Source organism: Nocardioides pinisoli (genome assembly GCF_024199985.1).
In the GTDB taxonomy this organism is placed as follows: Bacteria; Actinomycetota; Actinomycetes; order Propionibacteriales; family Nocardioidaceae; genus Nocardioides; species Nocardioides pinisoli.
This window is the reverse complement of sequence record NZ_JANARS010000004.1, coordinates 82,961-98,560: the sequence shown is the minus strand read 5'-3', so window position 1 is coordinate 98,560 and position 15,600 is coordinate 82,961. Positions and strand designations below refer to the sequence as shown.

Genomic DNA, 15,600 nt, shown 5'->3' with positions numbered 1-15,600 from the left:
AGGCATCGATGCAACCGAACGGGGTACAACTACGTCAGTAGGAGTGACAGCGGTCACGGTCAGGCGTCGGGGGACGCCGGTGAGGAGCACCGGATGGACATCATCTCGGACATCGTCGCGGACCGGCACGTGCTCGTCCTGCACGGCGCCTTCGACGTGCGCAGCACGTGGGAGGTCCGCAACGCCATCTACGAGTGCATCGACGGTCTCGACGACGACGTCGTCATCGACATGACCGACGTGTCCACGATCGACGTGACCGCCCTCCGCCTGCTCGCGGTCGCCACCCGTCACGCCTGGCTCGCCGGCCACCACCTCACCGTCCGCAACCCCGGCCCGGCCGTGCGCCGGATGGTGCACCTGGCCCGGCTCGCGCACGCCATCGAGGTCGAGCGGGTCGCAGCGACCGCCTGAGCGCTGGCCGCCGCGACCCGTCCCGAACCCGTCCGGTGCGGTCGGGTCCCGGACGGCTCAGCCCGCCGGCACCACCTCGATCGCGGAGATCTTGGCCTGGTCGACCACGGAATCCAGGTCCACGTCGACCTTGCCGTCGGTGACCTGCACCGTGAAGGACTTCACCACGGCCGTCGTCGAGCCGACGTCGGCGACGATGTCGTAGTCGTCCAGCCGCAGCTGGCCCTCGACCGCGACGTCGAACACCCGCCGTCCGGTCCCTCCCGGACCGCCGCCGGGCGCGCCGAAGTAGATCTCGGCGAAGTGCAGGCGGACGGTGTAGGTGCCGTTCTGCACGGGGATGTCGTAGTCGATCGCCCCGGTCGCGGTCGAGTACTCGCTCTGGTAGAGCACGTCGTCGGTCGTCCCTGCGATGGCGACGCCGTTGGTGTAGGTCTTGCCGCCGGTGCCGTACTGCTGCGCCCCCCACGCGACCCCACCGGTGGTGACCGCCGGTCCACCCGCGTTGATCCGTACGGGTGCCTGCGGACGCGGCGGCGTGGTGACGATGGCCGTCGCCGACGCAGAGGAGGCGTTCTGCGAGGTGTCCACGGCGAGCACGCGATAGGCGACCTCCGTGTTGCCCGGTGCCCCCGTGTCGACCAGCGACAGGCCGGCCACGGGGGTCGCGTTGACCCGTGTCCAGGTGGTCGCCCCCGCGGCCTGGCGCTCGACGACGTAGCCGCCCAGGTCGGCAGCCGTGACCGCGTTCCACGAGATGCGTACGTCGTTGCCGGTCACGACTGCCTCGACGCCGGTGGGCGCCGCTGCCGGGGCGGTGGTGTCGGCCGAGGCCACCGGAGCGATGTTGGTCATCAGGAAGACGTTGTCCTGGTAGTCGCAGTTGGCGCTGCCGCCCCCGCACCCGTTCTGCACGAAGTCCTGGCCGACCAGGTAGGCGCCCGGGACGGTGCGCCCCCCGATCTCGACCGGCCAGACCCGGATGCCGAGGTTGGCCGGGTCGTTGGCCGTCGGTGCCTTGTTGGTGGTGTAGCCGGCGATGGTCAGGGCGAAGCTGCCGCCCGGGCTGGCCTGGCCCTGTTGGAAGGGCGCCGAGGCCGGTGCGGTCCCGCTCTGGGCCACTCGGGGGTAGAAGGACTGCCCCCACGCGCCGTCGTGCGAGCCGGAGATCGGGCTGGCGATGTTGTCTCCCGTCTCGTTGCAGCACCCGTGGAGCGCGGTCAGCTGGCGGGCGGTGACCGGCCGGGACGGGTCGAGGCGCTTCCACAGCAGTGACCGCACCTCGTCGCCCTGCAGCGGGCCGTCGTAGGCGTCCTCCAGCGGCTCACCGATGGTGGTGGAGTAGCCGAAGACGCGCGCGACGTCGGTCATCGTCGGCTCGACGCCGCCCTCGGGCTGCGGCTGCCAGTAGCCGCGCAGCTGGACGGGCAGCTCCGGCCGGTTGGCCGCGTTGGAGGTGATCGTCATGGTCGCGCCGTAGGTGCCGCGGCTGCCCGCTCCGCCGAACCGGACGCGCAGGTCGTGGCTCGCGCCCGGTGCGATCGTGAGCGGCAGCGTGGTGTCCGGCGTGGTGAAGCTGGTCGTGCTCGTCCGCACTCCGGGCGTCGGGTCCAGAGGGGCGGAGAGCGCCAGGCCGGTCACGACGAGCGGGTCGTCGGGGTCGGTGTTGCTGATCCGCAGGGTGGCCGTGTCGTGGGTCACCGCGGCCGCGTGGCTGGCGGTGCTCGTCGTCTTGTTGTTGAGGTGGTGCATCACGAGGAAGTCCTCGGCCATGCCCGGTACGACGACCCCGTCGACCCGCTGGGCGTCCTGGTTGGTGACCGCGATGGCGGCCACGCTGCCGTCGACGATCGTGAACGTGCGCGTGGCGGTCGTGTCGTTGCCGGCCGCGTCGGTGGCGGTGACGGTGACGGTGTGCGCACCGAGCCCGGTCACCTCGAGGCGGTCGCCGGTGGGACGCGGGACGTCCGCGCCGTCGAGCGTCCAGTCGACGAACTCGACCCCTGACCCGCCACGGTCGACGACGTCGGCGACCACCGTCGCGGAGCGGACGTAGCCTCCGGCTCCGGTGACCCCGGTGACGGTGAGGTCCACCGTCGGCGGGATCACGTCGACCTCCGAGCCGGAGGCGACGCTGATCCACTGGACCTTGGTGTTGCTGCCCGTGGACGCGAGCGTGAGCCGGCCGTCGGCGACGTCGACCGAGGTGGTGGCGACCCGGTAGTCGCCCGGACCGGACGGGACGAAGCCCGAGACGAGCGGCACGCCCTCGGCCATGAGGCCGTGCGAGGAGTCGGCGTAGCCGGGATCGCCCACCGACACCGAGACGGTGTAGGTGCCGTCCGCGACCGCGAGCTCCCACTCGCCGTCGACGACGCCGGCGACCTCGGTGTCATCGACGATCATCAGCGTCCCGGTCAGCGGGTCGGGGTCCTGGGTGCGGGCTCGGGTGTCGGCGGTCTTGGTCGCCCCGCCCTCGGTCCGCACCCAGCCGTAGCCACGCGCCTCGGTGAACAGCTCGCCGGTGTCGGCCGACCATCCGGCCGGCGTCGACGCGGATGCGGGCTGGAAGCTCACCTGCGCCACGGTCTCGCCGCCACCGCCGGTCACGGGCGTGACCTCGATGTGGTCGATCTTGGTGTTGGTGCCGCCCACGGAGTCGACGGTGAGCTCACCGTCGGCGACCTCGACGACCTGCGTGCCGGTCGCGTGGTGCCCCGCGCTCCCGGCCGGGCCGCTCGGGACGTGCGGTGCCGCGAGCAGCGGCACGCCCTCGATGCGGAGCTGGTGCGCCTCCGGGTCGGCGTTGGTCGCCGGGTCGCCCACGGCCGCGGTCACCTGGTAGGTGCCGTCGGCGAGCGCGAGCTCCCACGTGCCGGTGTTGCAGTTGTTGGCCGTGCAGTTGGGTGCGGACTGCTGCTGGTACTGCATGTGCATGAACGTGTCGAGGCGCTGGTCGCTGGTCAGGTTGCGGTCGCGACCCGACGTCGTACGCCCCTCGGGCGCCAGTGTCGTGGCGTTGATCCAGCCGTAGGTCAGGCCGCCCTGGTCGGCGAGCGTCCGCGGGCCGTAGGCCTGGCCGAAGTCACGCAGGTAGCCGGTCGGCACCGGTGCGGCCTCGCTCTGGAAGTTGACCCGGATGCTCTGGCCCGGGGGCTGGGTGCCGCCGGCGGGCTCGACGTTGCGCACGATGAAGACCACGTCGTTGAAGTCGAACCCGGAGGTGTGCTCCTCGGTCGCGACGACGTAGGCGTGCGGGACGCGCTGTCCGCCCTCGATGAGCGGGTAGACCCGCACGTGGTTGCCGATCGCGCCGCTGAAGGTGTTGAGCGCGTCCTGGCTGTGCACCAGGCGGTTGGCGAAGAAGGGCCACCGGGAGACGAAGCCGAACGTCGCCTGGCCGGGGTCGAACTGCAGCGCCCCGGTGGTGGCCGGGGTCAGGGTCTGCCCGTTGGACGCCGGCGAGTTCGACACCGAGAACAGCGTCCGACGGTCGGCAGGCGCGGCGTCGTCGTACCACGACACCTCGGTCACCGGGTTGGAGTCGGTCGGTCCGAAGATTGAGATCGGTTCGACCGTGACCGGGCCGTCGGCGAAGCGGGTGAAGCTCTCGACGTCGATGCTGTCGCCGAGGGTGGGGGAGACGCGCTCGCCCGAGCCGGAGTGGATCTCGTTGGTGGTGTCGTTGTCGTCACCGGTGTCGATGCCGAGCTCCCACGTGTCGAAGACGTACTGCAGGGAGGGCTCCGCCGAGCCACCGAGCCCGTCGGTGCCGAGGCCGCGCAGCGAGACCGTCGGTGCGCTGCCGGCGCTGAGGGACAGACCGAGCGAGGCGGCTGCGACGCCCTCGCTGCTGGGGTCGAAGCCGACCTGGATGGTCATCGACGCCCCCGGCGCGAGCGTGGCCGGCAGCGGGGTGCTGGGGGTCCGGGAGTAGGCCGCGGCCCCGGCCCCGGTGATGCTCGCCCCGGTCACCGTGGTCGCCTCGCTCCCATCGTTGGTGACCCGCACGGTGCCGAGCGTCCTCGAGCCGGCCCCGGTCACCTGGTTGCCCACCAAGCGGCGGGTGCTCACGGACACGTCCGCGCCACCCTGGCCGTCGGGCACCCGAAGCAGGTAGAGCCGCGGCTGACCGCTGCTCTGGTCGTAGGAGTTGACGTAGAGGTTGCCGGTGTCGAGGTCCTCGACGATGTCCAGCGGGTCGTCGAAGCCGGAGAAGCCACCGATCGTCGAGCCCGCCTGGCCGCCCTCGACCTGGCCGTCGGACGCGGCCTCCAGTGTGAAGACGTCGTCGAAGTTGGAGAACCGCACGACCATCAGCCGGCCCTTGAGCCTGCCCCCGAACGTGTTGGAGCGGTACTCGATGATCCCGTTGGGCGACTTGTTGAACTCGAAGTCGTAGGCCCACCCGCGGTAGTTGCGGTCGGGAGCCACGGAGGCGGGGTACTTCGACCCACCCGAGCCGGCGCCTTCGGGGTTGCCGCCGTTGTTGAGCACCCACTCGCATCGCGAGGGGTTGGGGTGGCCGTAGTAGCCGCCGGCCTCGACGTCGAAGAGGAAGTCGCGCTGGGTGTTGTGGTTGCTCACCGCGGGCACGCTCGGCGCGGTGTAGGGCGTGCCGTCGATGCGGCGCGTCGCGCACTCCGAGGTGACGTCGCCACCGGGGACCTGACCGGTGCGGGTGAGCGTGCCGCCGCTGCCCGTGACTCCTGGGCTGTTGCCGCCGCTGGCGGTGCCGTTGGTCGGCACGTAGAGGCTGCCGTTGGAGGCGTGGACGAGGTCGTAGGCGTTGCGGATGCCGGTGGCGTAGATCTTCAAGGGCGCGTCGGCGGCGAAGGGGTCGTAGGAACCGCCCTTGTCCACGGTCTGCACGTCGACCGGCCCGGACGCCTGCACGCGCTGCCAGGTCGTCGCGGGGTCGAAGGTGAGCAACGCCGCGGTGAGCAGGGTCTCGCCCCGGTTGCCCCAGGCGCCGTCAGGGTCGCCAGCGGCCTGGTTGGAGCCCTGGAGGAAGTAGAGCCTCCCGCCGGGGCCGTAGGAGATCGAGTTGGACAGGTGGTCCTTCTGCGAGCGGGGCAGGTTGACGAAGACGTCGGACACCACGGGGTCGGACACGCCGCCCGAGAAGTCGACTCGGCTCAGCTTGGAGCCGAAGGCCTGCGACTCGTTGCCGATGTTGGCCGTCGCGTGGGTCACCCACGCCACGTCGGGGTCGGTGCGGTCGAAGACCAGCCCGACGGCAGCGCGGCCCAGGAAGGCGTTGATGGGCTGCTCGGCGCCGAGCGTGCCGTCCGCGTTGATCGGGTAGCGGAACATCCCCTGTCCGATGGTGGTGGCCCACAGGTGTCCCTGGTGGACGACCAGCGAGGCGAAGTACTTGCCGTTCTTGCCGAGGTCGACCTTCTGGAAGTCCACCCCGGTGACCGGGTCGAAGGTGCCGTCGGGCGGCTCGACCTCGCCGGTGCCGGTCGTGAAGAGGGAACGGAACGGGACGAACGTGCGACCCCTGGTGTCCTTCACCCCGTCGACGACGAAGCGGTAGGTGGTGCCGGCCTTGAGGTTGCCGCTCTGCTGGAAGTTGATCGAGTCGCCGCCGCCGGTGGTGTTGCGGTTGCCAGCGACCTCGACGTCGGGTGCGCTGCCGGGGACCACCTCGAAGAGCCGGACCGTGGCCGCGGTGACCGTGGCCGGGTCGACCGGTCCCGGTTCGGCGCTCGTCCCGACCAGGTGCACGTCACTCGCCACGCCCTCGCCCAGCGGCGCGCCGAGCGACCGGTTGGCCGGGCGCGTCTGCACGATGAAGGGGAGCGGGTCGGCCGCGGTGGTGCTCGCCGACCGTATCTCGACGTAGGCGAGCTTCGTGTTGGTGCCGCCGGTCGCGTTGATGGTCAGCTCGCCGTCGACGACACCCACGCGGGTCGTGGCGGTGTCGTACTCCGCGGACGCGCTGCCGGTGAAGCCCTCGATCAGCGCCGAGTTCTCCACGTTGATCGCGTGCAGGCTGTCGTAGCTCGTCGCACCGGGCTGGTCACCGACGGCCACGGTCACGTCGTAGGTGCCGTTGTCGACGGCGAACTGCCAGTCGCCGTCCTGGCAGACGTTGGGCGGGCACGCGGCGTTGGGCACTTCGGCGAACTGCATGTGGATGATCGAGTCGAGCCGGGGGTCGACGCCCGAGCGCCCCCGCACGCGTCCGTTGCCGACCAGTGAGAGAGCCTCCTCACTGTTCTCCTTCACCCAGCCGTAGACGTGCTCGCCGCCCCCCTGTGAGGCGCCGCTGCGCTGGCCGTAGGCCTGCCCGTAGTCCTTGAGGTGGCCCGGTGCCGGCGCGCCGGCCTCGGACGTGAAGTCGACCTTGACGTCGAGCGGGGTGAACGGCTCGACCACGCCGCCGATGAGCTCGGCGGAGAAGTCGGCGAAGGACACCACGACCTCGTCGGTGGCCGCGGCGTTGCGCTTGGTGGCGTAGAGGCCACCGAAGGTGACCGGACCGCCCACCCCGGAGGGCAGGTCGGCACCGGCGAGGAAGGCCGCCGGCACCGGGAGCTGGGTCGAGCCGACGGTGTTGCTCGTGTCGGTCAGGGCAGCGAGCTGGCCGTCGCCCACGGCGTAGGAGCCGCGCACGACCGGCTCGGCGCCGGAGCCGTCGACCTGCAGGACCAGGCGCACGCGCTGACCGCTCGGGAAGGTGGCCGAGTTGAGCTCGTAGGTGGTGGCCGGCTGCGCGATGCCGCCGACCTCCTTGAGCAGCTGCACCTTGTTGGTGGTCGCGGTCATCCGCACCACGGCCAGCTTGACGTAGTTGTCCTCGTCGAGGCCGAACCAGAGCCCGCCCTGCTGGCTGCTGTTGGTCGCACCGGGGAAGGCCGGGTCGACCACGGTCGTCTCGAGCTCGTAGCCGTCCGTGCCGCCGGCGAGGCCCACCCCCAGGGTGTTGAGCTGGGAGTTGGTGCCGGGGCTGTCGGCCGGACGCCGGTAGGCGATGCCCTTGGTCGCGGTGATCCGCAGGTTGCCGGCCGCCTGGGCGAGCAGCCCGGGCTCGAAGCCTGGCACGTCGGGCGTGCTGGGTGTCGCGGGGGCGGGAGCCTGGTCCACGTTGCCGCGGGCTGACGGGTCGTCCACCATCGTGAAGCCGGTGCCCGCCAGTCCGCTCTGCGAGCCGTCGAAGTCGAGCACGTAGGGCGTGTCGACCCGCACCGAGGCGCAGGGCTCCGTCGTCATCGGGACGCATGGCGCTCCGGCCTCGGTGACGACGACCCGGACCGTCCGGGACCCGGACGCCCGGCCGTCGCTCGCGGTCACGACGACGTCGTACGGACTCGCTGCAGCGGTGCCCGCGGCCGGGGTGCCGGCCAGGGTGGCCGTGGCGTCGCCGTTGTCGGTGAGCGTGAGCCCGTCGACGTCGAGGTCGGAGGTGATGGTCACCTCGTCGCCCTCGGCGTCGGTCGCGGTGATGGTGACCGGGTCGAGGGCGGACCCCTCCACGGCGCCTACCTCGTCGACGGGGGCCACGGCCGGAGCGGTGTTGGGTGCTTCGTGTGCGGCCACGGAGAAGTCGCCGAACGTGACGGGCGTGACGTCACCCACTGCGGCGTTGCGCTTGGTGGCGAACAGCCCGGCGAAGGACTGCGCCGCCTCGCCGCCGACCGCCGTGCCGGCCAGGAGCGACTCGGCCACCGGGACGGCGTCCGTGTCGACGGTGTTGGTGGTGTCGGCGAGGAGCGTCCGCGGGCCGGCGCCGACGGTGTAGAACAGCTGCGCCTGCCCGCCGGGGCCTGCCGTGTCCACGACCTGGAGCTCGAGCCGGACGTCCTGCGCGGACGGGAAGGCCGCGCTGTTGAGCTCGTACGCCGTGCCCGGCGTCGCCACGCCACCGACCTCGCGCAGCAGCTGCACCTTGTTGGTGGTCGAGGAGACGCGGGACACCACGGCCTTGACGTAGTCGTCCTCGCCGAGCCCGAACCACAGGCCGCCCTGCTGGGCGCCGTTGGTGGTGCCCGGGAAGGTGGGCGCGACCACGGTCGTGGCGATGTCGTAGCCGGTGCCGGAGCCGCTCACCCCAACGCCGAGGGCGTTGAGCTGGGCGTTGGGCGCGGTCGCTGCCGGGCTCTGCCCGGGGGCGCGATACATGATCCCCTTGGTGGAGGTGATGGTGAGCTGCTCGCCGCCCGCGGCCAGCAGCCCCGGCTCGAAGCCGGGTGCGTCGGCGTACGTCGGCGAGGCGGGGGCCGGGGCCTGGTCGACGCCCGAGCGCAGCGACGGCGGGTCGACCATGGTGAAGCCGGTGTCGTCCAGTCCACCCTCGTCGCCGGTGAAGTCCAGCGAGAAGGGCAGCTCGACGGCGATGTCGGAGCACGGGAGCGTCGAGCGCTCCAGGCACGGGGTGACGGGAGCGGGTGCCACGACGACCTCGAAGATCGCGGTGTCCGACCCGCCGTCGCCGTCGGCGACGGTCACGGTCACGGTCGACGTGCCCTCCTCGGTCGGCGTGCCGCCGAGCGCGACGCCCGTGGAGGTGCCGGTGCCGGTCATCCCGGCCGGGAGCCCGGTGACCGTGCGGGTGAGCTCGTCGCCCTCCTCGTCGGTGGCAGGCACCAGCACCGAGGTCTCGACGGCCTCGCCGACGGTCACCTCCACCGTCGCAGGGTCGGGCGCGCCGGCGACGGGGGCGTCGTTGACGTCGGTGACGGTGAGCACGAACGTGTCGGTGGCCGTCTCCTCGTCCGGGTCCTCGGCGGTGACCGTGACCGAGAAGGTGCCGCCGACCGTGGGGGTGCCACTGATGGTGCCCGCGTCCGCGTCGTAGGAGACACCCGTGGGCAGGCCGTCGACGCTGACGGTGAGCTCGTCGTCGTCCTCGTCGGTCGCGACGACGGTGATCGGGTCGAGGGCCTCCTCCTCGGTCGCGGTGACGTCGTCGAGCGGCGTCAGCACCGGGGCGTCGTTGACCGGGGTGACCAGGATGGTCAGGTCCTCGGAGGAGGACAGGGTGCCGTCGCTCGCGGTCACGGTGACGGCGAAGGTCCCGGAGCGTTGCGGGGTGCCGACGACCCGGTTGCCATCGAGACGCAGACCGGCGGGCAGACCGGTGGCGCTCAGCGTGACGGGGTCGCCCTCGGGGTCGACGGCGTCGACGCTGATCGCCGAGATCGCCTGGTCCTCAACGGTGCTCACGTCGGCCAGCGGCGCCACGGCCGGCGCCTCGTCGACGTCGGTCACCGTGACCGTCACGGTCGCGGTGTCCGAGGCGGTGCCCGAGGTGGCGCGGACGGCGAGCTGGTAGGACTTCGTGTCCTCGAAGTCGACGGGACCGGCGAGGGTGAGCCTGCCGGTGGTCGCGTCGAGCGCGAACCGGTCCGCCTCGTTGCCGCCCGTGATGGCGAAGGTGATGGTGTCCCCGTCAGCGTCGGCGGCCTCGATGGTGCCGACTGCGGCACCGGCCGCGCTCGACTCGGCCACCTCGAGCTGCTGGTCGTCGATCACGGGATCGTGCTCCACGTCGCCGACCTCGACCGTGATTGTCGCGGTGGCGGTGCGGGAGCCGTCGCTGACCGTGGCCGTGAAGGTCTTGGCGCCCGGGGTGGCGGTGGCGGCGGCCCTTGCGACGGTCACGGTGCCGTTCGGGGCGACCGCGAAGTCGTCGTCGCCGCCCGAGAAGCTGAGCCCGCCGGGCGTCTCCTCGTCGGAGGCGGCGAGCGTGCCGACGACCTCCCCGACCGCGGTGCCCTCGAGGGTGGTGAAGGTCTGCGCCGCCATCACTGGCGCGTCGTCGACGGGCGTGACGGTGATGGTCAGCTCCGTGGCGCTGGGCGTCGACGTGCCGTCGTCCGCCGAGACGGTGACGTCGGCCGTGCCGGGGCGGGTCGGCGTGCCGGTGATCTCACCGTCGGTGGCGTCGTAGGCCAGGCCGCTGGGCAGGCCGGTCACGGAGATCGCGACGTCCTCGCCCTCGGGGTCCGTGGCGGCGACACCGATCGGGGTGACCGGCTGGTCCTCGGTGACGCTCGCGTCGGCGACCTCGGCGATGACCGGCGACTCGTCGACGTCGGCGACCGCGACGGTGACGGTCGCCGTGTCGCTGAGCCGGCCGTCGGTGACCCGGACCTGCAGCGTGCGGGTCGCGGAGGCCTCGTGGTCGAGCGCAGCGGTGGTCGTGACGACGCCGGTGGCCGGGTCGATGGCGAAGCCGGACGCGGCGATGCTCCAGGTCAGGCGGTCACCGTCCGGGTCGTTGCCGGTGACGGTGCCGACCCGGGCGCCGGCCGGCCCCTCGGGCACCTCCAGCGTGGTGTCGTCCACCACAGGGGCGCGGTTGTCCGGCGCCTGCTCGCGCACGACGCCGAGGGCGAGGACCTCCCAGGCGGAGGTGTCGAGGCCGTCGTCGGCGCGGAAGCGGGGGGCGTAGGTGCCGGCCGAGCCGGTCGGCGGGGTGCCGGAGACGATGCCGGTCGCACGGTCGAGGGAGAGCCAGCCGGGCAGCGTGCCGGGTTCGGCGACGAAAGACACCGGGCCGGGGGCCGCGTCGGGATCGGAGCCGGCGAGCTGCAGCGCGAAGGGGGTGCCGATGGTCGCCGTTCGCGCGCCGATCGTGGCCATCGCGGGTGCCTGGTTGCGGACCGCGAGCCGGTAGGAGACCGTCGCCGCGGCGAGGCCGTCGGACGCCTGGCTCGTCACCTGCCACACCATGCCGACCGCGGACGCAGGCGCCGTGCCCGTGACGGCCCCAGTGGTGGCGGACGTGACGAGCCAGGCCGGCTGCGCGGCCGGGGTGCGGGCGTTGGCCGGTGCGAAGCTCGTCACCCAGGCGAGGTCGCGCGGCCCGTCGTCGGGGTCGCTGGCGGACGGCTGGACACGCACCGCGCCCCCGGCGTCGGTGACCACGTCGGCGACAGGTGCCACCGAAGGGGCGCGGTTGGCGACGACACGCAACGTGAACCGCTTGCGACGGGTCGCGCGGCCGTCGGTGACGGAGAGCTCGAGCCGGTAGCGCTTCCCGGCGGCGGCGCTGGGGGCCGTCCCGCGCAGGACGCCGGTCCTTCGGCTGAACGACACCCACCGCGGCTTGCCGCGCAGCCGGAAGCGCAGGGCCCGCTGCGGGCCGTCGGGGTCGGTCGCCCGCGGTCGGAGCACCAGCTGGTGGCCGACGACGGCCGTGGTCGTCGGCACGGACTTCAGCCGAGGCGGCTTGTTGCCGGGTGCGGCCGCGGCGACGGGGCCGAGGCCGGTCAGGACCAGGGCCGCCAGGAGCAGCAGTGTCAGCGCTGAGCGCCGGATCCGGGACGAGAAGGTACGGCTGTTCAGCGGCACGACGAGTTCCCCACGATGTTCCCCCACGGAGGAGCCCCCTGCTCCTCACCGAGCCGTCATGCCACCACGGACAGGCCGTCAGGCGACCCCTGACAACGGCGGAGAATTCTCGAAGATTTGACCCACTTGCCTCGTTCGGGGCGACGGGAGGAGGCCCGCAGGAGGCCGGACGAGGCGCTCGGCAAGCCTCTTCGGGTGAGGTATCAGTCACAGGGCGGGCCGGTGACTGACGGGTAACCGTCGTCCTACTGTGTCGCCATGACGGAATCTCCGGCCACGCCCGCGGTCCACCAGAAGGACCGCCCGTGGGTGATGCGCACCTACGCCGGCCACTCCACGGCCGAGGCGTCCAACGCGCTCTACCGCACCAACCTGGCCAAGGGGCAGACCGGGCTCAGCGTGGCCTTCGACCTGCCGACGCAGACCGGCTACGACCCCGACAGCCCGCTGAGCCGGGGCGAGGTCGGCAAGGTCGGCGTACCGGTCCCGCACCTGGGCGAGATGCGCAAGCTCTTCGCCGACATCCCGCTCACCGAGATGAACACCTCGATGACGATCAACGCGACGGCCATGTGGCTGCTGGCGATGTACCAGGTCGTCGCCGAGGAGCAGAACCCCGACCTCGCGCCCGACGAGGTCGCCCACCTGCTGGCCGGCACGACCCAGAACGACATCATCAAGGAGTACCTGTCCCGGGGCACCTACGTCTTCGGGCCGGAGGCCTCGCTGCGCCTGATCGGCGACATGATCGCCTACACGGTCCACGAGATCCCGAAGTGGAACCCGATCAACATCTGCAGCTACCACCTGCAGGAGGCCGGTGCGACGCCCGTGCAGGAGCTGGCCTACGCAATGTGCACCGCGATCGCCGTCCTCGACCAGGTCAGGAGCTCCGGCCAGGTCTCCGAGGACGACTTCGAGAAGGTCGTGGGCCGCATCTCGTTCTTCGTCAACGCCGGCGTCCGGTTCATCGAGGAGACCTGCAAGATGCGGGCCTTCGTGCAGCTGTGGGACGAGATCACGCACGAGCGCTACGGCGTGCAGGACCCGAAGATGCGCCGCTTCCGCTACGGCGTGCAGGTCAACTCGCTCGGCCTCACCGAGGCCCAGCCGGAGAACAACGTCCAGCGCATCGTGCTGGAGATGCTCGGCGTGACGCTGTCCAAGGACGCCCGGGCGCGGGCGGTGCAGCTGCCGGCGTGGAACGAGGCGCTCGGCCTGCCGCGGCCGTGGGACCAGCAGTGGTCGCTGCGCTTCCAGCAGGTGCTCGCGTTCGAGTCCGACCTGCTCGAGTACGACGACATCTTCGCCGGCAGCCACGTCATCGAGGCCAAGGTGGCAGAGCTCGTCGAGGGCGCCCGCGCCGAGATCGACCGGGTCCAGGCGATGGGCGGCGCCATCGCCGCCGTCGAGTCGGGCTACATGAAGCAGAACCTCGTGTCCGCCCACGCCGCCCGCCGCGCGCGCATCGAGTCCGGTGAGGACGTCATCGTCGGGGTCAACCGGTTCGAGACCACCGAGCCGTCGCCGCTGACCGCCGACCTCGACGCCGCGATCCAGGCCGCCGACCCGGAGGCCGAGCGCGCGGCGCTGGCCAGCCTCGAGGCGTGGAAGGCCCAGCGTGACGAGACCGAGGTCCGCGAGGCGCTCGACGCGCTCGCCGCGGCGGCCAAGACCGACGCCAACCTCATGCACGCCACCCTCGTCGCGGCCCGGGCCGGCGCGACGACGGGGGAGTGGGCCGGCACGCTGCGCGGGGTCTTCGGCGAGTTCCGTGCGCCGACCGGCGTCAGCGGAGCGGTCGGCGCGGTGTCGGACGCGGGGTCGGCCGGCGCCGAGCTGGCCGCCGTGCGCGAGCGGGTGCGGGCGACCGGTGAGGAGCTGGGCGGCCGGCTGCGGGTGCTGGTCGGCAAGCCGGGGCTCGACGGTCACTCCAACGGCGCCGAGCAGGTCGCCGTGCGTGCCCGCGACGCCGGTTTCGAGGTGATCTACCAGGGCATCCGGCTCACCCCGGAGCAGATCGTCGCGGCCGCCGTGGCCGAGGACGTGCACCTCGTCGGCCTCTCGATCCTCTCCGGCTCGCACATGGAGCTGGTGCCCGACGTGCTCGACGGGCTCGAGGCGGCCGGGCTCGGGGACGTCCCGGTCATCGTCGGCGGGATCATCCCGGGCTCCGACGCCCGGGCGCTGATCGAGCGCGGGGTCGCCGCGGTCTACACGCCCAAGGACTTCGGGCTGACCGAGATCATGGGCGGCTTCGTGGACGTGATCCGGGCCGCCCACGGCCTGGACGAGGAGGGCTGAGGCCCGACCTCCGCCTGGCCGGCGCCGGAGGCTGACACACTGCCCCCATGGGGCGTGTGATCGTCGTCGGGGCCGGGGTCGTCGGACTGACCTGCGCGGTGCGGCTGCTCGAGGCCGGTCATCGGGTGGACATCGTCGCCCGTGACCTCCCGCTCGAGACGACGTCGGCCGTGGCCGCCGCCCTCTGGTATCCCTACCGCGCCTTCCCGCAGGACCGGGTGACGGCGTGGGGGAAGGTCGCCTACGACGTCTTCGCCTCGCTCGCGGACGACGAGCGGACGGGGGTGCGGATGCTCACCGGCACCGAGGTGCTGCGCGAGCGCCAGCCCGACCCGTGGTGGCGCGGTGCGGTGCCGTCGCTCGACCGGGAGACTGCGTTGCCGCCCGGCTACCCCGACGGCTGGACCTTCGTCAGCCCGATCGTCGACATGCCGGTCTTCCTGCGGTGGCTGGTGGCACGCGTCGACGAGCTGGGCGGCACGCTGACGCGGATGAACCTGTCCGCCCTGCCCGACGACGGCAGCCTGGTCGTCAACGCCACGGGGCTCGGCGCCCGGCACTTCGGCGCCGACCCGTCCGTGACCCCCGTGCGCGGTCAGGTGGTCGTCGTGGAGCAGGTCGGCCTCGACCGCTGGACCCTCGACCGCGACGGCCTGACCTACGTGGTGCCACGCACCCGCGAGATCGTCGTCGGCGGCACCGAGGTGGAGGGGGAGTGGTCGCGCACGCCCGACCCCGACGTCGCCGACCAGGTGCTCCACCGCGCCACGGCGCTGGTCCCCCAGCTCGAGGGGGCCCGGGTGCTGCGGCACAAGGTCGGGCTGCGGCCGGTCCGTCCCGGCGTACGCCTCGAGCGCGAGGGTGCGGTCGTGCACTGCTACGGCCACGGGGGTGCGGGCGTCACCCTCTCGTGGGGGTGCGCGGACGCCGTCGTGGAGCTCGTCGATGACTGACCTGCAGTGCGCGGCCCGGCTCTTCGTGGCCCGGCACGGCGCGGCCGACTACGAGAGCGAGCTGCTCAGCGACGCCGGCGGGTGGCTGAGCCCGCTCGGACGCCAGCAGTCGCGCGAGCTGGGGGACCGCCTGCGGGGCGAGCGGATCGCGCGGGTCTGGACGAGCGACCTGTCACGCGCCGTGCAGACCGGGGAGATCGTCGCGGCCCGGCTCGGCACCGACGTGACGGTGCGCACGGGCCTCCGCGAGTTCGGCGTCGGCGACGCGGCCGGGACCACGGGCGATCCCGACCCCTTCGCGGAGACCTTCGCGGCCTGGCTGGGCGGCGACCTCTCCGCCCGGATCCCCGGCGGCGAGAGCGGGGTCGAGGTGGTGGAGCGCTACCGAGCCGTCCTCGAGGAGGTCGCCGACGCGCACCGGGGCGAGTCGGTGCTGGTGGTCAGCCACGGCGGGGTGATGTGCATGGTCCTGCCCCTGCTGGCGCGCAACCTGGCGCCCGACCACACCCGGGACCTGCCGCTGCCCAACGGCGGACTGGTCGCGCTGGAGGCCGACGCCGACGGCTGGGTGGCCCGGTCGTGGGCGGGCCATCAGCTGTCCTGACCGGGCGCCGGTCGGGGG

At 72.6% G+C, this 15,600-nt stretch carries 5 protein-coding genes; 4 read left to right on the top strand and 1 reads right to left on the bottom strand.

Annotated elements, in window-relative coordinates; translation table 11 throughout:
• The first annotated feature begins 93 nt into the window (after positions 1 to 93).
• Positions 94 to 414, top strand: a complete 321-nt coding sequence (locus tag NCI01_RS09870) for an STAS domain-containing protein (protein ID WP_254181316.1) — start codon at positions 94 to 96, stop codon at positions 412 to 414.
• Between the two features lie 57 nt (positions 415 to 471).
• Here NCI01_RS09870 and NCI01_RS09865 read toward each other — a convergent pair whose 3' ends face one another.
• The gene (locus NCI01_RS09865; RefSeq protein WP_254181315.1) at positions 472 to 11,721 is read right to left on the bottom strand and encodes a putative Ig domain-containing protein; all 11,250 of its coding nucleotides are present in this window, start codon (positions 11,719 to 11,721) and stop codon (positions 472 to 474) included.
• A 258-nt stretch (positions 11,722 to 11,979) separates the two neighbouring features.
• Between NCI01_RS09865 and NCI01_RS09860 the strand changes: the two genes are divergently transcribed.
• The 3 genes from NCI01_RS09860 to NCI01_RS09850 are packed head-to-tail and all read left to right on the top strand — an operon-like array spanning position 11,980 to position 15,582.
• Positions 11,980 to 14,025 carry an ethylmalonyl-CoA mutase gene (locus tag NCI01_RS09860; protein ID WP_254181314.1) on the top strand — a complete coding sequence of 682 codons (2,046 nt, stop codon included), beginning with the start codon at positions 11,980 to 11,982 and terminating at the stop codon, positions 14,023 to 14,025.
• A gap of 47 nt (positions 14,026 to 14,072) precedes the next feature.
• Entirely contained in the window at positions 14,073 to 14,978 is a 906-nt protein-coding gene (locus tag NCI01_RS09855) for an FAD-dependent oxidoreductase (RefSeq protein ID WP_254181313.1), read from the top strand.
• On the top strand, positions 14,971 to 15,582 hold the full coding sequence (locus tag NCI01_RS09850) for a histidine phosphatase family protein (RefSeq protein WP_254181312.1): 612 nt from the start codon (positions 14,971 to 14,973) through the stop codon (positions 15,580 to 15,582). Before NCI01_RS09855 ends, NCI01_RS09850 begins: the two co-directional genes overlap by 8 nt.
• Positions 15,583 to 15,600: the final 18 nt, after the last annotated feature.